Annotated in this window: 17 protein-coding genes and 7 tRNA genes; 14 read left to right on the plus strand and 10 right to left on the minus strand. The window is 73.1% G+C overall.

The window, feature by feature from the left end; translation table 11 throughout:
- Nucleotides 1-71: 71 nt before the first annotated feature.
- Together cobA and HEK131_RS10010 are read left to right on the plus strand one after the other, a co-directional pair.
- The gene (cobA, locus tag HEK131_RS10005; protein ID WP_244334420.1) at nucleotides 72-1,307 is read left to right on the plus strand and encodes a uroporphyrinogen-III C-methyltransferase; all 1,236 of its coding nucleotides are present in this window, start codon (nucleotides 72-74) and stop codon (nucleotides 1,305-1,307) included.
- A gap of 50 nt (nucleotides 1,308-1,357) precedes the next feature.
- Nucleotides 1,358-2,179 carry a TrmH family RNA methyltransferase gene (locus HEK131_RS10010; RefSeq protein ID WP_161148018.1) on the plus strand — a complete coding sequence of 274 codons (822 nt, stop codon included), beginning with the start codon at nucleotides 1,358-1,360 and terminating at the stop codon, nucleotides 2,177-2,179.
- Nucleotides 2,180-2,189: 10 nt separating this feature from the next.
- Here HEK131_RS10010 and HEK131_RS10015 read toward each other — a convergent pair whose 3' ends face one another.
- Nucleotides 2,190-3,533, minus strand: coding sequence for a serine/threonine-protein kinase (locus tag HEK131_RS10015; protein WP_244334421.1), 1,344 nt, complete (start codon nucleotides 3,531-3,533; stop codon nucleotides 2,190-2,192).
- A gap of 924 nt (nucleotides 3,534-4,457) precedes the next feature.
- Here HEK131_RS10015 and HEK131_RS10020 point away from each other — a divergent pair.
- The gene (locus HEK131_RS10020) at nucleotides 4,458-5,399 is read left to right on the plus strand and encodes a phosphotransferase family protein (RefSeq protein WP_244334422.1); all 942 of its coding nucleotides are present in this window, start codon (nucleotides 4,458-4,460) and stop codon (nucleotides 5,397-5,399) included.
- A gap of 81 nt (nucleotides 5,400-5,480) precedes the next feature.
- Nucleotides 5,481-5,777, plus strand: coding sequence for a zf-TFIIB domain-containing protein (locus HEK131_RS10025; RefSeq protein WP_217460880.1), 297 nt, complete (start codon nucleotides 5,481-5,483; stop codon nucleotides 5,775-5,777).
- A gap of 57 nt (nucleotides 5,778-5,834) precedes the next feature.
- On the opposite strand, the gene HEK131_RS10030 is transcribed toward HEK131_RS10025, so the two are convergent.
- The 5 genes from HEK131_RS10030 to HEK131_RS10050 all read right to left on the minus strand — a co-directional run bounded on the left by HEK131_RS10030 (nucleotide 5,835) and on the right by HEK131_RS10050 (nucleotide 6,315).
- Nucleotides 5,835-5,906 (minus strand) — tRNA-Val (locus HEK131_RS10030).
- 53 nt (nucleotides 5,907-5,959) lie between these two features.
- A tRNA-Val gene (locus HEK131_RS10035) sits at nucleotides 5,960-6,031 on the minus strand.
- A 26-nt stretch (nucleotides 6,032-6,057) separates the two neighbouring features.
- Nucleotides 6,058-6,129, minus strand: a tRNA-Val gene (locus tag HEK131_RS10040).
- Between the two features lies 1 nt (nucleotide 6,130).
- Nucleotides 6,131-6,204: transfer RNA gene (locus HEK131_RS10045), tRNA-Cys, on the minus strand.
- 38 nt (nucleotides 6,205-6,242) lie between these two features.
- A tRNA-Gly gene (locus tag HEK131_RS10050) sits at nucleotides 6,243-6,315 on the minus strand.
- A 179-nt stretch (nucleotides 6,316-6,494) separates the two neighbouring features.
- Here HEK131_RS10050 and HEK131_RS10055 point away from each other — a divergent pair.
- From HEK131_RS10055 to HEK131_RS10065, 3 genes are all read left to right on the plus strand, one after another.
- Nucleotides 6,495-7,568 carry a chorismate-binding protein gene (locus tag HEK131_RS10055; RefSeq protein ID WP_244334424.1) on the plus strand — a complete coding sequence of 358 codons (1,074 nt, stop codon included), beginning with the start codon at nucleotides 6,495-6,497 and terminating at the stop codon, nucleotides 7,566-7,568.
- Nucleotides 7,565-8,386 carry an aminotransferase class IV gene (locus HEK131_RS10060; protein WP_244334426.1) on the plus strand — a complete coding sequence of 274 codons (822 nt, stop codon included), beginning with the start codon at nucleotides 7,565-7,567 and terminating at the stop codon, nucleotides 8,384-8,386. The genes HEK131_RS10055 and HEK131_RS10060 overlap by 4 nt, the downstream gene beginning before the upstream one ends.
- 70 nt (nucleotides 8,387-8,456) lie before the next feature.
- Entirely contained in the window at nucleotides 8,457-9,281 is an 825-nt protein-coding gene (locus tag HEK131_RS10065; protein WP_244334428.1) for a GNAT family N-acetyltransferase, read from the plus strand.
- A 4-nt stretch (nucleotides 9,282-9,285) separates the two neighbouring features.
- Here HEK131_RS10065 and HEK131_RS10070 read toward each other — a convergent pair whose 3' ends face one another.
- Complete coding sequence (locus HEK131_RS10070; protein WP_217460884.1) at nucleotides 9,286-9,810, minus strand: DsbA family protein; 525 nt, start codon at nucleotides 9,808-9,810, stop codon at nucleotides 9,286-9,288.
- A gap of 220 nt (nucleotides 9,811-10,030) precedes the next feature.
- On the opposite strand from HEK131_RS10070, the gene HEK131_RS10075 reads away from it, so the two are divergent.
- Nucleotides 10,031-10,489: a hypothetical protein gene (locus HEK131_RS10075; protein ID WP_244334430.1), complete on the plus strand. Its 459-nt coding sequence runs from the start codon at nucleotides 10,031-10,033 to the stop codon at nucleotides 10,487-10,489.
- 188 nt (nucleotides 10,490-10,677) lie between these two features.
- Nucleotides 10,678-10,830 (plus strand): hypothetical protein, encoded by a 153-nt coding sequence (locus HEK131_RS10080; RefSeq protein WP_202496316.1) that lies wholly within the window; start codon nucleotides 10,678-10,680, stop codon nucleotides 10,828-10,830.
- Nucleotides 10,831-10,903: 73 nt separating this feature from the next.
- Here the strand turns inward: HEK131_RS10080 and HEK131_RS10085 are convergent, their stop codons facing one another.
- Together HEK131_RS10085 and HEK131_RS10090 are read right to left on the minus strand one after the other, a co-directional pair.
- Complete coding sequence (locus HEK131_RS10085; RefSeq protein WP_217460886.1) at nucleotides 10,904-11,464, minus strand: CGNR zinc finger domain-containing protein; 561 nt, start codon at nucleotides 11,462-11,464, stop codon at nucleotides 10,904-10,906.
- 289 nt (nucleotides 11,465-11,753) lie between these two features.
- A complete protein-coding gene (locus HEK131_RS10090; protein WP_010351314.1) occupies nucleotides 11,754-12,167 on the minus strand; it encodes an SsgA family sporulation/cell division regulator in 414 nt (137 codons plus the stop codon).
- A gap of 190 nt (nucleotides 12,168-12,357) precedes the next feature.
- Here HEK131_RS10090 and HEK131_RS10095 point away from each other — a divergent pair, with 190 nt between their 5' ends.
- The 3 genes from HEK131_RS10095 to HEK131_RS10105 all read left to right on the plus strand — a co-directional run bounded on the left by HEK131_RS10095 (nucleotide 12,358) and on the right by HEK131_RS10105 (nucleotide 13,393).
- Nucleotides 12,358-12,810, plus strand: coding sequence for a TIGR02611 family protein (locus HEK131_RS10095; RefSeq protein ID WP_217460887.1), 453 nt, complete (start codon nucleotides 12,358-12,360; stop codon nucleotides 12,808-12,810).
- 61 nt (nucleotides 12,811-12,871) lie between these two features.
- Nucleotides 12,872-12,943: transfer RNA gene (locus tag HEK131_RS10100), tRNA-Val, on the plus strand.
- A 378-nt stretch (nucleotides 12,944-13,321) separates the two neighbouring features.
- A tRNA-Val gene (locus HEK131_RS10105) sits at nucleotides 13,322-13,393 on the plus strand.
- 64 nt (nucleotides 13,394-13,457) lie between these two features.
- Here the strand turns inward: HEK131_RS10105 and HEK131_RS10110 are convergent.
- Complete coding sequence (locus tag HEK131_RS10110) at nucleotides 13,458-14,183, minus strand: 3'-5' exonuclease (protein ID WP_161149306.1); 726 nt, start codon at nucleotides 14,181-14,183, stop codon at nucleotides 13,458-13,460.
- A 169-nt stretch (nucleotides 14,184-14,352) separates the two neighbouring features.
- Here HEK131_RS10110 and HEK131_RS10115 point away from each other — a divergent pair, with 169 nt between their 5' ends.
- Both HEK131_RS10115 and HEK131_RS10120 read left to right on the plus strand, forming a co-directional pair.
- Nucleotides 14,353-14,919, plus strand: a complete 567-nt coding sequence (locus HEK131_RS10115) for a DUF4365 domain-containing protein (RefSeq protein ID WP_244334431.1) — start codon at nucleotides 14,353-14,355, stop codon at nucleotides 14,917-14,919.
- Nucleotides 14,916-16,130: a hypothetical protein gene (locus HEK131_RS10120; protein WP_244334432.1), complete on the plus strand. Its 1,215-nt coding sequence runs from the start codon at nucleotides 14,916-14,918 to the stop codon at nucleotides 16,128-16,130. Before HEK131_RS10115 ends, HEK131_RS10120 begins: the two co-directional genes overlap by 4 nt.
- Nucleotides 16,131-16,197: the final 67 nt, after the last annotated feature.

Consider the following 16,197-nt stretch of genomic DNA (forward strand, 5'->3'; position numbering starts at 1 on the left):
GGATCCGCACGTCAGGGCCGCCGGCGACGACGCGGCGCGCCCACCGCAAGCTGTACGAGGAGCCGCACCTCATGGCCGAACACCCCGCCTACCCCGTGGGCCTCCGCCTGACCGGTCGCCGCGTGGTCGTCCTCGGCGGCGGCCAGGTCGCCCAGCGCCGCCTGCCCGCGCTGATCGCGGCGGGCGCCGACGTCCTCCTGGTCTCCCCGGAGGCGACTCCCTCCGTCGAGGCGATGGCCGACGCCGGCGAGATCACCTGGCTGCGCCGCCCGTACGCCGAGGGCGACCTCTCCGGCGCCTGGTACGCCCTGATCGCCACCAGCGACCCCGCCGCCAACGCCACCGCCTCCGCCGAGGCGGAGAGCCACCGCGTCTGGTGCGTCCGCTCCGACGACGCCGACCAGGCCACCGCGTGGACGCCCGCCACCGGCACCAGCGAGGGCGTGACCGTCGCCGTCCTCACCACCAGCGCGCGCGGCCGCGACCCCCGGCACACCGCCGCCATCCGCGACGCGGTCGTGGCGGGCCTCAGCGACGGCACCCTCGTCGCCCCCCACCACCGCACCCGCACTCCGGGCGTCGCCCTGGTCGGCGGCGGCCCCGGCGACCCCGACCTGATCACCGTCCGGGGACGGCGCCTGCTCGCCGAGGCGGACGTGGTGATCGCCGACCGGCTCGGCCCGCGCGACCTGCTCGCCGAACTCCCCCCGCACGTCGAGGTCATCGACGCCGCGAAGATCCCCTACGGGCGGTACATGGCCCAGGAGGCCATCAACAACGCCCTGATCGAGCACGCCGGGCAGGGCAAGTCCGTGGTGCGGCTCAAGGGCGGCGACCCGTTCGTCTTCGGCCGGGGCATGGAGGAGGTGCAGGCGCTCACCGAGGCGGGCATCCCCTGCACCGTCGTCCCCGGCATCTCCAGCTCGATATCGGTGCCGGCCGCGGCCGGGATACCCGTCACCCATCGCGGGGTCGCCCATGAGTTCACCGTGGTCAGCGGCCATGTCGCCCCCGACGACGAGCGTTCCCTGGTCGACTGGCCCGCGATGGCCCGCCTCACCGGCACCCTCGTCGTCCTCATGGGCGTCGACAAGATCGGCCGGATCGCCGAGACCCTGATCGCGCACGGCAAGGCCCCCGAGACCCCCGTGGCCCTCGTCCAGGAGGGCACCACGGCCGCCCAGCGCCGGGTGGACGCGACCCTCGCCACCGTGGCGGAGACCGTACGGACCGAGGGCGTGAAGCCCCCGGCGGTCATCGTCATCGGTGCCGTGGTGGACGTGACCCCGCCCACCGAACAGCCCTGACCCCGTCCGCGTCCGAAGAACCCTTCCGAAGAACAAGGCACCCGCACCCCGTGGCCCAGCTCATCACCGTCGACGACCCCGCCGACCCGCGCCTGCACGACTACACCGACCTCACCGACGTGGCCCTGCGCCGCAGGCGCGAGCCCGCCGAGGGGCTGTTCATCGCCGAGGGCGAGAAGGTCATCCGGCGCGCGCGGAACGCCGGTTACGGCATGCGCTCGATGATGCTCACGCCCAAGTGGGTCGACACCATGGCCGACCTGATCGACGAAGCGGCCTGCCCGATCCACGTCGTGACCCCCGAGCTGGCCGAGAGCGTCACCGGCTACCACGTCCACCGGGGCGCCCTCGCCTCGATGGCCCGCAAGCCGCTGCCCACCCCGGCCGAACTGCTGGAGTCCGCCGGCCCCCAGGGCACCCCGCGCCGGGTCGCCCTCTTCGAGGACATGGTCGACCACGCCAACCTGGGCGCCGCCTTCCGCAACGCGGCCGCCCTCGGCGTGGACGCGGTCCTGCTCACCCCGCGCTGCGCCGACCCGCTCTACCGGCGCTCGGTGAAGGTCTCCATGGGCACGGTGTTCGCGGTGCCGTACGCCCGCCTCGACTCCTGGCCGCACGACGCCGACACGCTCCGCGCGCACGGCTTCGAACTGGCCGCGCTGTGTCTGTCCGACGACTCCGTCACCCTGGACGAACTCGCCGCCCGCCGCCCGGAGAAGCTCGCCCTGATGCTGGGCACCGAGGGCGAGGGCCTGTCCCCGGCGGCGCTCGCGGCGGCCGACGTCCATGTGCGCATCCCGATGGAGGCGGGCGTCGACTCCCTGAACGTGGCGGCCGCCTCGGCGGTCGCCTTCTACGCGACCCGCCCCTGACCGCCCGGCCTCACCGCCCCCTGGGCGTGGGGCGCGGCGTCGGGTCGTACTGCGGCGGGAGCGGGCTGCCGCCGTCCTGCGGTACGGGGACCTGCTGGACGCTGGTGTGCCGCTCGCCGTGACCCCCGCCCAGGCCGCGCGCCGGGCCCGTACACCCCTGTGCCACCGCGATGCCCAGGGCGACCAGCAGCGTCACCACCACGAACACGGTCAGCCGCTGCCGCAGCAGCCGGGGGTTGGCCGGGCGGAGCTTGGTCCCCGTGGTGCGCGGAACCGGACGGCCGGCGCCGCTGCGCGGAGCGGAACGGTTGCCGGTGCCGCGCGGCGCCGGGCCGGGGCGGGAGGCGACGCCGCCGCGTGACGGAGCCCCGCCCCGGGAGGGTGCGGTTCCACGCGGGGGCGGGGTGCCGGGAGCGGCCCGGCGCTGGGTGGTGCGCTGCTGGTCGGGCGAGGTGTCCACGAGCCGCCCGGAGGGCCGGTCCTGCACGGGCGTACGCGGTCCGGGCGGCCGTACGTCGCCGAGCCCCTGTGCCTCGCGGGCGGCGATCTCCTTGAGCCGCAGCGACAGTTGGAGCGTGCTCGGCCGGTCCTCGGGGTCCTTCGCCAGGCACGCCCGCACCAGCGGGGCCAGCGCGTCCGGCACCCCGTGCAACTGGGGCTCCTCGTGCACCACCCGGTAGAGCATGACCTCGGAACTGCCGTGCCCGAAGGGCGAGTCACCGGTCGAGGCGTACGCCAGGGTCGCGCCCAGCGAGAACACGTCCGTGGCCGGGGTGACCGCCGCGCCGCGCACCTGCTCCGGAGCCAGGAAGCCGGGGGAGCCGACCGCCGTACCGACGTGCGTGAGCGTGGAGGCGCCGGTGGCCCAGGCGATGCCGAAGTCGATGATCCGCGGGCCCTTGGGGGACAGCAGGATGTTGGACGGCTTGAGGTCCCGGTGCACCACACCGGCCTCGTGCACCGCCACCAGCCCCTCGGACAGGGCCGCGCCGATCGCCGCCGCGTCGGCCGCGAACAGCGGACCCTCCTCGGCGACCTTGTCGTGCAGGGAGGGGCCGGGCACGTACTGCGTGGCGAACCACGGCCGCTCGGCCTCCAGGTCCGCCGCCACCAGCCGCGCCGTGCAGCCGCCCCGGATGCGCCGGGCCGCCGACACCTCGCGCGCGAACCGGGAACGGAACTCCTGGTCCTCCGCGAGATCGGGCCGGATCACCTTCAGCGCGACCCGCTGGCCCTTCTTGTCGGAACCGAGATAGACCACGCCCATCCCGCCCGCCCCGAGCCGTCGGTGAAGCCTGAACGAGCCGACGACGCGCGGGTCCTCGCGCCTCAGGCGCATCATCGCCATGTTCATCCCCGCTGCCCGGTCCCTGTGACGTGCCCAGCTTACGTTTCCACGGCCGCCCGCGCGCAGAGGCCGCGCCCTCTCGGGCCGATGGATTGCGCCTACCCCACGCCCGAGGTGAAACGCGGTCAGCGACACGGATCTTGTTGTGTGGTTGATGTAAGGACGTGATCAACCCTCTGACCTGGCACGGTCATTGACTTTAAGTCAATTGGCCGGTCCCGGGCCAGTGGCGGATCGCGGGGGAGGAGCGGGCGGGCCGCCACCCGCACGATTCACGGTGCCGCCCCACCACCCGGCTCCGGACTCGGGAGGTCAAAGTGACTGAAGTCACGGCAATCCACCCCTGGGAGGAGACACGGGGACAGGCGCCCGCGCCCCCTCCGGGAAGACCCTGAGACCGCGCCCCGCGTCTCCACCCAGGGGAGTACTCGCGGAGAGGAGGCTCATCCTCCGGGAGGCCCGCCATTCGGTACGAGGGCATGACGCCCGCGAAACACCGGTTACCTAGATTTGTAGTCAAGCGGCGGGTGCGGCGCTCGCCCCCCGAGGCCTGACGCCCGCCGCTGCCAACAACCGAATCGGCCGGGAGAGGGACCATGGCCCACACGGCACCGAGGCGCGACGCACTCGCTCGACGTCACCCGGGCCGCCGCCACCCACTGGTGGCGACGCTCATGGCCCTTCCCCTGGCGGCCCTGCTCCTGATCGTCTTCGACGGCTGGGAGACGGTGGCCACACAGGCGTCGTCCGTGGGTGCGATGCTGGGGCGCTGAGAAGCGGACCAGGCCCGGAAGAGCGGTCCGGGCGGGATATCCCTCCCATCCAGGAAACCCCGTGGGGACGGGGGTGCGACGGACGACACGCAATGCCGGCGTAGCTGGGGAGCTGCGCCGGCATTGCGTTTCCCGCACCCCGGTACGCTCACCTCCCGTGACCCGAGAAGCAGCCCCGGCCCTGACCGCCCGGGTCCGCGCGGCCGCGCACTCCGGCACCGGGCCCTGCGCCTGCGTCTGCGGCCCGCTGGCCGACCGCCCGGACGCCACCGTCGTCCGGCACGGCGCGACGGTCGCCAAGGCCCACGCCCCGGACACCGACCCGCACGAGCTGGCCCTCCGCATGGCCGTGGCCGCCCGCCTCCCCGGCGTCCTGCTGCCCCCGCTCGCACCGGCCCCGGCCCGCCTGGACGACCGCCTCGTCACCCACTGGCCCTACGGCGCCCCGGTGGACCGGGACGACCCCGACGCCGCCCCCTGGGAAGCCGTCGCCACCCTCCTCGCCCGCCTCCACCGCGCCGCCCCGCCCGCCGGACTGCCCCCGATGCGCGGCCCCGCTAAAGCGGCGCAGGCGATATCCCGCCTGCGCCGGGCCCTCGATGGCCACACCTCCACCGCGGCCCCGCCCGTCCTGGCGGCCTGGGCCGCCCTCCCGCCCTGGGCCCGCGCCGAAACCCCCGCCCCCGGCACGCCGTTCCTCTGCCACGGCGACCTGCACCTCGGCCAACTCGTCCGCCACCCCGCGCCCGACGGCCCCTGGTGCCTGATCGACGTCGACGACCTCGGACTCGGCGACCCCGCCTGGGACCTCGCCCGCCCCGCCGCCTGGTACGCCTGCGGCCTGCTCCCGCCCGACGAATGGCTCCGCTTCCTGACCGCCTACCAGGAGGCCGACGGCCCGGGCGTACCGGCGGACGGCGACCCCTGGCCGGTCCTGGACGTCCCCGCCCGCGCGCTCACCGTGCAGAGCGCCGCCCTCGCCCTCACCAAGGCGCTCACGGCGAGGCGGCCGCTGGACGAGGTGGAACAGGCGCTCGTGGACGCCTGCGCGCGAATGACGGGTGCCCCCGCCCAGTTGGCCCGCGATTTCCCGGAATAGGCTGCAACCGACCGGGGCAGGACGGAGTCTGTCCTGGGGAAACACCAAGCAGTACCCGACGGCGAGGAGTTGAGCCGAACCATGCAGTGTCCGAAGTGCCATGCGCCGATGCATACCTACAACCGCAACGGCGTCCAGATAGAGCAGTGCAACGGCTGCCGCGGCATCTTCCTCGACTACGGCGAGCTGGAGGCGCTGACCCGTATGGAGTCCCAGTGGACCCAGCCCGGCCCGCCGCCGCCCGCCCCGCAGGGTTACCCCGCCGCCGCCCCGGCCGCGCCCGCCTGGGGTGCCCCGCACGGCGGTCACCACGGTGGCGGCCACTACGGCGGCCACCACCGCCACAAGAGCTTCGGCCACATGCTGTTCTCGAGCTGAGTCCGGGCACGAAGAAGCCCCCGGCCGTGCGAGACGGCCGGGGGCTTCTTCGGTGTGTGGACGATACTGGGATTGAACCAGTGACCTCTTCCGTGTCAGGGAAGCGCTCTCCCGCTGAGCTAATCGTCCTCGGGACCACGATCACTCGATGTCACTCCATGGAGCGGATCATGGGCACTGCGTGCGCGATACTGGGATTGAACCAGTGACCTCTTCCGTGTCAGGGAAGCGCTCTCCCGCTGAGCTAATCGCGCGGGATGGGACCTCGAAGAAGATCCAGTGGACGATACTGGGATTGAACCAGTGACCTCTTCCGTGTCAGGGAAGCGCTCTCCCGCTGAGCTAATCGTCCTTGGAGGTGGAGACGGGATTTGAACCCGTGTAGACGGCTTTGCAGGCCGTTGCCTCGCCTCTCGGCCACTCCACCAGGAGTGTAGGGGATCGGGAAGACCCCTAGTTCCTGCGAGCGGACGACGAGGCTCGAACTCGCGACCTCAACCTTGGCAAGGTTGCGCTCTACCAACTGAGCTACGTCCGCTTGTCGTTTCGGTCGGCTTGCGCGTCCCGGCGACGTGTTGAACTCTAGCGGATTCCTGAGCCAGCACAAAAACGCGTTTGCGCAGCGTGCTGCGGTGCACCCGGTGGACGCCGTCGTCAAGGCCCCCGCGGGACGCCTCCCCGGCTCGGCTTTCGGACACCCGGCCTAGACTCGGCCACGTGCTCCACCTCCCGGCCGCCGCCCCCTCCCAGGCTCCTCTGGCCCGCTTCGGCGACCGCGTCGCCACCGGCCTCCTGGACGTCACCAGCGACCCCGCCGCCCTCGACTCCACCGGCTTCTGGGCCGTCGTCGCGGACTTCGAGGGCGCGCTGACCTGCGCACGCTTCGCCGAAGTACGGCACGCGCCCGTGCCCGCCCCGGTACCGGGCGCCTGGCGGGGTCCGGTACCCGAGGAGTGGACGACCTCCCTGGACCGCGCCGCCTATGTACGGGCCGTGCACCGCATCCGGGAGCACATCGCGGCCGGCGAGGTCTACCAGGCCAACCTGTGCCGCGTGCTGAGCGCGCCGGTCCGCGCCGACGCCGACGTGGACGCCCTCACCGCCCTGCTGGCCCGCGGCAACCCCGCCCCCTACGCGGGCACCGTACGGCTGCCCGCGCACGGGGTGGAGATCGCCACCGCCTCGCCGGAGCTGTTCCTGCGCCGGGACGGCCGCACCGTCGAGTCCGGCCCGATCAAGGGCACCGGCCGCACGGAGGCCGACCTGCTGGAGAAGGACCACGCCGAGAACGTGATGATCGTGGACCTGGTCCGCAACGACATCGGCCGCGTCTGCGCCACCGGCAGCGTCACCGTCCCCGACCTGTGCGTCACCGAGAAGCACCCCGGACTGGTCCACCTCGTCTCCACCGTGCGCGGCGAACTGCGCGCCGGCACCGGCTGGCCCGAGCTGCTCGCGGCCGCCTTCCCGCCCGGCTCGGTCACCGGAGCCCCCAAACAGAGCGCCCTCACGATCATCGCCGCCCTGGAGACAGCGCCGCGCGGCCCCTACTGCGGCGGCATCGGCTGGGTCGACGCCGACCGGGGCACCGCCGAGCTGGCCGTCGGCATCCGCACCTTCTGGATCGACCGGTCCCCCGACGGCCCGGCAGCCCTCCGCTTCGGCACCGGCGCCGGGATCACCTGGGGCTCCGACCCCGACGCGGAGTGGCGCGAGACCGAACTCAAGGCGTCCCGGCTGCTCGCGGTAGCGTCGGGGCAGTACCTGGACAGTGGAAAGGCCCGCACATGAGCATCTGGCTGGACGGCGCCCTGCGGGACGCCACGACCGCGAGCGTCTCCGTCTTCGACCACGGCCTGACCGTGGGCGACGGCGTCTTCGAGACGCTGAAGACGGTCGAGGGAAGGCCGTTCGCGCTCACCCGCCACCTCGACCGGCTGACCCGCTCCGCCCGCGGCCTCGGTCTGCCCGACCCCGACCACGACGAGGTCACCCGTGCCTGCGCGGCCGTGCTGGAGGCCAACCCCATGCCGCTCGGGCGGCTGCGCGTCACGTACACCGGCGGCCAGGCGCCCCTCGGCTCGGAGCGCGGCGCGCACGGCCCGACCCTGGTCGTCGCCGTGAGCGGGACCACCCGGCGCCCCGACTCCACGGCCGTCGTCACCGTCCCCTGGATCCGCAACGAACGCGGCGCCCTCACCGGCCTGAAGACCACCTCGTACGCCGAGAACGTCGTCGCGCTGGCCCGTGCCCGTGAACAGGGCGCGTCCGAAGGGCTGTTCGCCAACTCCGTGGGGCAGCTCTGCGAGGGCACCGGCTCCAACGTCTTCGTCGTCCTCGACGGCGAGATCCACACCCCGCCGGTCGCCTCCGGCTGCCTGGCCGGCATCACCCGCGACCTGACCGTCCAGTGGACGGGCGCCAAGGAGACCGACCTGCCGCTGGACGTGCTGGAGCGCGCCGACGAGATCTTCCTGACCTCCTCGCTGCGCGACGTGCAGGCCGTGCACCGGGTCGACGGCCGTGAACTGCCAGGCACGTCGGGCCCGGTGACCGCCAAGGCGATGCGGATCTTCGAGGAGCGCTCGCGGGCCGACATGAACCCGTGACCCCCCATCCGCCGGGCGGGCGCCGGTAATTCGGCTGAGCCCGGGCCGCCGAACGGGTAGAACTCCCGTGATGACGACGACACTGCGGCCGACCGAGCCGCTTCGACAGCACGCGGACGGAACCCGTTCGCGCCGCTTCCAGGTCTGTGTGAACAGCCGCCCGGCCGGTGAGGTCCACCTGGGCACCTCGCCGTTCCTCGGCCCCTCGGTGGCCCGCGTCACCGAGCTGCGGATCGACGAGCCCGACCGGCGGCGCGGCCGGGGCACCGTGGCCATGCTCGCCGCCGAGGAGGTCGCGCGCGGCTGGGGCTGCCGCCAGATCGAGCTGACGCTCCCGGCCGGCGCGGAGGCAGCGTCCCGGCTAGCCGACGCCCTCGGCTACGTCCCGCGCAACCGCGGCATGCGCAAGCGGCTCGGGGACGAGCCCCCGCGACTGCCGCCGGGCAGCACGGCGCGGCCCATGACCGAGGCGGAGTTCGCGCTCTGGCAGGCGGCGGAGCGGGTGCGGTACGCGGGGGAGTGGATCGAGCGCGGTGTGCCCGAGGCCGACGCGCACGCCAAGGCCCGGCGCGACCACGCCACCGTCCTCCCGGACGGGCTGGCCACCGAGGGGGCGTGGTTCGGCGTCCTGGAGCACGAGGGGGACCCGGTGGGCCAGGTGTGGCTGGGCCGCCGCGAGGGCGAACGCTGGGTCTACGACGTGCAGACCGAGGAGGCGCGGCGCGGCCGGGGCCACGGCCGCGCCCTCATGCTCCTCGCCGAGGCCCACGCCGTCGCCGAGGGCGAGCAGACCCTCGGCCTCAACGTCTTCGCGGGCAACACCCCGGCCGAGCGGCTGTACGAGTCGCTCGGCTACGAGACGACGTACCGCACGCTGAACAAGGCCCTGCTGTAGCGGCTCAGGCCCCCGCGTCCGCCAGCAGGCGGTCGGCGATCTCCTCGATCCGCTCGCGCAGCCCGTCCTGGCTCTTGCCGCCGTCCAGCCGCTCGTCGCCGATGACATAGGTCGGGGTGCCGGTGACGCCGATCGCCTTGCCCTCGGCCTGGTCGGCGTCCACGATCAGGATGTGCCGCCCGTCGATCAGCGCGACGTCGAACTCCTCGGCGTCCAGGCCGAGTTCGCGGGCCACGTCGACCAGTACGGCCTCGCCCCGCCGGTCGAGCTCCTCGACCCGGGCCAGCACCGCCTCGATGTACGGCCAGCCCTGCCCCTGCTCCACCGCCTCCTCGGCGGCCTGGGCGGCGGCGAAGGAGTGCTTGTGCTTCTCCAGCGGGAAGTGCCGCAGCCGGATCTCCAGCCGGTCGCCGTAGCGGGCGCGCAGGGCGCGTACGTCGTCCAGGGCGGCGCGGCAGTCGGGGCACTGGAGTTCGCACCAGACGTCGAGCACGACGGGCTCGGGGTGTGCGGGGGAGGTGTCGCTCATGCGGCCAGTCTTCCAGGCGGGCGGGGCCCGGCCCAATCCCGGCCGTCCCGGAGACGGGACCGGGGCATCCCTGAGAAGTCCCTGATCTCCGGGCCTGACCATGGCCCCGCCGGGTCCGGACGGTGCAGGATGGAAGGGACGAAGCGCACCGCCGGTGCCCTCGCCGCTCCGGCCCGGAACACCGGACCGGAGGACCGACCGACCCCGCCAGGAGGACCGGATGCTCGCCGAGACCATCTGCTCCGCCGTGTCCGCGGCGGGCCTGGGCATCGCCGCGGTCACCGCGTACCGCAAGCGCTTCCTGACCGCCCTGCGCATCACGGCCTACTCGCTGATCCCGGTCGGCCTGGTGATGACGGGCGCCGTCGGCTGGCTCGCCTCGACCGCCTTCAGCCCGCTGGCCTGGGCCGGCTTCGGTGTGCTCGGTGCGTCCTGGGGGCTCTTCGCCCTCACCCGCGCCGTGGAGCGCCGCCGGGGCGTCCGTGCCGAGCGGGCCGCCGCCGGTGACGGCAAGGCCACCCCGGTGAGCCCGTCCGCCTCCGCACCCGCCCTGCGCCAGGGCACCGCTCGCGGCTCCCGGCCCGCCACCTCGTCCGCTCCCGGCTCCTCGGCGTCTCCGGCATCCTCGGCGGACGACTTCAGCGACATCGAGGCGATCCTCAAGAAGCACGGCATATGAGCCGACGGCATATGCCGCACCGATGACCTGGGCATGACGGACGACTCGCCACATACCGTCATGGCACGCACGAAACCGTTCACCACGCGGAGCGACGCGAAAACTACGGTACGAATTCGATGAAGTCCCGCTCTTTACGTGAGTGTTGATCGCGTACAGGGCCTGACCTGGGTCATCATCGCCGCGAGATGGTCGACACGACACAGAGCGAGGCCGCGCCGCAGAAGGACGAGCCGCGCGGATGCCTCTTCGCCCTTTCCCAGCCACCGCTGATGATCTTCCTGGCGGTGATCGGGTTCCTGATCCTCATGGCCGCGCTGCACGACCTGCTGCTGCTGTGAGCCGTACGCGTCAGTCCCGGCGTCACCCGCCGGGACCGGCGTCGCCTCGCCCTCCCCCGCGTCGTCCCCGCGCTCAGCCCGCCGCCTCCTTGCGGCGCGCCCGGTAGGCGGCCACGTGCAGCCGGTTCCCGCAGGTGCGGCTGTCGCAGTAGCGGCGCGAGCGATTGCGCGAGAGGTCCACGAAAGCGCGCCGGCAGTCCGGTGCCTCGCAGCGCCGCAGCCGCTCCTGCTCCCCGGCCACCACGAAGAAGGCCAGCGCCATCCCGCAGTCCGCGGCGAGGTGGTCGGACAGCGACGCGCCGGGGGCGAAGTAGTGCACATGCCAGTCGTAGCCGTCGTGGTCCGTCAGGCGCGGGGTGGTGCCCGCGGCCGCGACCAGCTCGTTGATCATCCTGGCCGCCGCGCGGGCGTCCGGCGCGGCGAAGATCCCGGCGAACCGGGCGCGGATCTCCCGCACGGCCGACAGGTCGGACTCGGACAGCGTGCCGATGTCACTGACGGCGTGGCCGCGTGTGAACTCCGCCAGCGCCGCCACGTCCCGCAGTCCGTCCGCCGCCGTGTCGTCCTCCGGCGCGGTGTTCACCAGATCCACCACGGTGTCGAGCGCGCACCGGGTGTCGTGGGTGATCAGCACGTTTCGCTCCCTGGCCTGAGGGTCGGGCGAGCGCCCGCCGATGGGGGCAGATGGTAGCGACAACCGCGCCCGCCCCACCGGGTGCCGTCGCGCGGCCACCCCTGCCCCCTGAGAACGCCCGCACGGCCGCCGCGGTTCCCTCGCGGGCCCCGCGCGGCCGAGAACGCACAGCGGCGCCGCCCCGTGAACGCTCACGATGGCGACGCCGCTGAGTGCCCTATGCGGTTGTCTCGGCCCGGGCCGTCTCCCCGAGTGGACGGCGCCGGGCGGCTCGGTGGGGTGTCAGGGCCTAGTTCTCCGCCAGGATGTGCGACAGCTCCTGGTCGAGATCGAAGTGCCGGTGTTCCGTGCCGGGCGGCACGGCGGCGTCGGTTCGCTTCAGGAAGGACTCCAGGGCCCGTGCGGGGGCCTCCAGCAGAGCTTCGCCCTCCGGGGAGCTGAGCGCGATGCAGACGACGCCCTGGCCATGACTGCGCGATGGCCAGACGCGGACGTCGCCGGTGCCCGTGGGGCGGTGCAGCCCCTCGGCGAGAAGGTCGCGGGCGAACACCCACTCGACGGTCTCCTCGGCTCCGGTGTGGAAGGTGGCGTGCACGGCGTAGGGGTCGGCCGTGTCGTACCGCAGGCCTGCGGGGACAGGCAGGGAGGACTCGCTCGACACAACGAGGCGCAGGTGCAGCTCGCAGCTGACCGTGGTGTTCATAAGCGCCAGGGCCTTTCGCTCAGTGTGCGCTCGGGGATTCGCACGTCGGCGAAATCGACATGCCACCTACGGTGCCGTTGTAAACCCCTCTGAGGGTTTTGCGCGGCTTTACGTACCTCTTCCGGCCGAGAAGTTGTACGAGATCTGCCACCATTCCAGTGACTCATTCGCTCCGGTAGGGTTTGACCGTATGAATACGGGGAGTGACGAGCCGGGTGAGGTCGCCGTGGTGCCGGACAAGGCGGAGACGGATGAGGGGTCGGCCGGGGACGGCCTCGGCTCGCGAGCGCCGCAGTTCGTCAAGAGACGCAGGGCCCTGCACCTGAGCTGGCAGGTCGGCGTCTTCGTGATCGGGCTCGCCGTGGTCGCGGCGGGCATCGTCATGCTCCCGCTGCCCGGGCCCGGCTGGGTCGTGATCTTCGGCGGCATGGCGATCTGGGCGACCGAGTTCGTCTGGGCCCAGCTCGTGCTGCGCTGGACCAAGCGCAAGGTCACCGAGGCGGCCCAGAAGGCCCTGGACCCGCGGGTACGCCGCCGCAACATCACCCTCACCGTGATCGGCCTGGTGATCATCGGCGTGCTCGTCGGGATCTACCTCTGGAAGTTCGGCGTCGTCGTGCCGTGGAAGATCCAGGACCAGTGAGCCGGTGCCGCAGGTGGTCACAGGCACCCTCTGACATGGGGTAATGTTCTTCCTGCGCCCAGGGCGATTAGCTCAGTGGGAGAGCGCTTCGTTCACACCGAAGAGGTCACTGGTTCGAACCCAGTATCGCCCACCCTGGACCGAGGCCCGTCCGCGAACAGCGGACGGGCCTTCGTCATGTCCGCGCCCGTCCGTGCGTCGCCACGCAGACGGTCAAGGCTTACTTCCGGACGTACCGGACCCTGGCGGGGAGCGGCGGATTCCGGCCGTCGGTGGAAATCCCGACGATATTCCTCGGAATGCGTTCGGATTTCCGCGCAAGTGCGACAACATGCGAATTCCCGGAGCCGCAGAGTCCGCTCCAAGTCCCTTTTGGAGCAATGCTTCTGATTCCGGGTCACGTCCATCACCCACCGCACGCACGGCACTCGGGGTCCCCGGCCGCCCACGCGGCGGGGCTGCGGCGGTTTGGACTCACCCCGCCCGGACCTGTATGGTTCAGTGCGTTGCCGGGCGATTAGCTCAGTGGGAGAGCGCTTCGTTCACACCGAAGAGGTCACTGGTTCGAACCCAGTATCGCCCACCGGCACGAGGAGCCGGTCCGCACACAGCGGGCCGGCTCTTCCGCTGTCCGGGGTCCGCCCCGGCTACGCCGCCGCCGACAACTCCTGCCGCAGCGGCCACTCCGTGCTCACCAGCTCCGGGGAACCGCTGCGCGCGAACCACGCCTGCAGCCCCCGCGCCTGCGCCGCGTGCCAGCCCACCTGCAGCGCGTGCAGCTCCGCGGGGGACAGCCGCTCCAGCCGCGCCGAGAACCGCCGGCCCACCGCCCGTACGACGTCCAGTGCCGCCATCGCGTCCGCCGCGGCGTCGTGCGCGTCCCGCAGGGCCACGCCGTACTGCTCGCACAGATCGCCCAGCGTGCGACGGCCCTTGCGGTAGCGGTCCAGGTGCTTGTCCAGCACCCTCGGGTCCAGCACCCGCAGCGGCGCCGAATCGAACCAGCGGTCCAGCGACGACGCCCGGTGCCGGCGCAACTCCCGGTCCAGCAGCGTCAGATCGAACGGCGCGTTCATCACCACCAGCGGCCGGCCCATCGCCGTGTGCTCGGCCAACTGCTGGGCTATCTCGTACACCACCGGCGCAGGCCAGCGCCCGTTGTGCTGGAGGTGCTCCTCCGTCAGGCCGTGCACCGCCGTCGCCCCCTCGGGCACCGGCACCCCCGGATTCACCAGCCAGCGGCTCACCCGCGGCCGCGTCCCCGGCGCGTCCTGGACGACGACCGCGGCCGACACGATCCGGTCGGTCTCGACGTCCACGCCCGTCGTCTCCGTGTCGAAGGCGACCAGCGCCCCTTCGTACCAGCACGTCATACCAACCCAACTCCTCGCCCGCACATGGCGGCTGACGTTCCGTCTTCTGCCCGTTTGGTGATACCCGGCCCGTTTGCGCCGTACGCCGGGAGGAGACAACAGGAGTACGGGTCTTTGCAGTTCAGCGGCCCGCAGTGGGGAAACCCCTGGTTCGGAAGGCTGTTGTCCCATGGCCATGGCGCAGCCCGAGCGGAGCGGGCTGCTGCCCGACAGCGCGGGCCACCTTCGCGGCACCCTCGCCACCACCGCCTGCATGGAGACCCTGCAGGTCGGCTATCTACACGCGGTCGCCGCCGCGGCCGGCTGCTCGCTGTCCCAGCCCTTCCCCGACAACGGCATCGACTGGCACGTCAGCCACAGCGCCCCCGGCCACACCGTCGACGACGAGGTCACCATCAAGGTGCAGCTCAAATGCACCTACCAGATCGCCCCCCGGCCCCCCGGCCCCTTCTTCTCCTTCACGCTCGACAACGACCACCTGCGCAAACTCGCCCGCACCCCCGTCTCGGTGCACAAGATCCTCGTCGTCATGATCGTCCCGCGCTCCCAGGGCGACTGGCTGCGCGCCGGACACGACCGGCTCGACCTCAGACACTGCTGCTACTGGGTCAACCTCGCCGGGCACCCCGTCACCGGACGCACCCGCACCACCGTCCGCGTCCCCACCGCGCGCATCTTCGACGACCGCGCCCTCTGCGAGATCATGACGCGCGTCGGTACGGGAGGCAGGCCATGACAAGCCCCGACGAGCCCGTCCGCCGGCTCCGTGCCCACCCGGACGACTCCGCCTGGCACCGGCCCCCCGACCCCGCCCGTGTAGACCCCGCCGACCTCGGCACCCTGCTGCGCCGCCACGGCTGGCGGCGACGCGGCGGCGTCCCCGGCCGCTACGGCCGCTGGACCCCGCCCGCCCCCGCCGACGGCCCCACCAGCCTCCTCGTGCCCGAGAGCCGCGCCTTCCCCGACGCCGACGACCTCCTCGGCGAGGCACTACACGCCCTCCACCGCAGCGCCGCCCCCTCCGCCCGCGAGATCCTGATCGCCCTCGCCGTCCCCAGCGACGAGATCCGCTGGCACCGCGACACCCCCGGCGGACCCGTCGACGGCGCCGCCCCCTGGACCCTCGACGAACGGCTGCGCACCGCCGCCCGCCAGACCCTCCTCGCCGGGGCCCTCGCCACCCGCGCCCGCACCGGCTACCACGGCGCCCGGCACCGCGGCCCGGCCACCGCCCTTCTCGCCGACGTCCTCGTCGGCCCCGCCACCGAAGGCCGTGCCCTCACCGCCTTCGCCCCCCTCCCCGGCGGCCGCCCCCTCACCGTCCGGCTCCACCACGCCCTGCACGCCGCCCGCGAGGCCATCGACTACCAGCGGGCCACCGGCGCCATGGACGCCTTCGACGGAGCGGTCGAGGCGGGAGTCAGCCGCGAACTCACCGAAGCGCTGACCGCGCTCGTCCGGGGCTCCGAGGGCGCCCGCGTCGCCATCGCCTGGGCCCCCGCCGCCGGGGTCCCCGAAGGCTGCGCACCCTCCGCCGGACCCGTCGAGTTCTCGCCCGGCGACCTCCCCGCACTGCGCGCCGCGGGCACCCGCTACCTGCGCGCCGAGCCCTCCGTGCCGGTCAGCGTCACCGGGGTCGTCGTCCGCCTGCGCCGCTCCGGGCCGCGCGGCGAGGGGACCGTACGGCTGCGGGTCCTGGCGGGCGCCGAGGTCCCGCACCTGCGGCTCACCCTCGGCGAGGAGGACTACCGCATAGCGGGCCACGCCCACCTCGTCGGCCTGCCCGTGCGGGTGCGCGGCCGGCTGGAGCGCCGGGGCGGCTTCCGCAGGCTCACCGGCGCCACCGGGGTCGTGCCCGTCCGGGTCGACGAGACCGAACGCGACCGGCTGATGAAGTCCCTCCAGGAGAACCTCGACTTCTTCGAGGAGGCGTGCGGGGACGCGTAGCGGGACGGGCACGAAAAGTAACCGTTTCGCGGTCGGCGGGGGCGGGTCGGTACGATCCCTTGTGCGC

The organism is Streptomyces seoulensis, assembly GCF_022846655.1.
Taxonomy (GTDB): domain Bacteria; phylum Actinomycetota; class Actinomycetes; order Streptomycetales; family Streptomycetaceae; genus Streptomyces.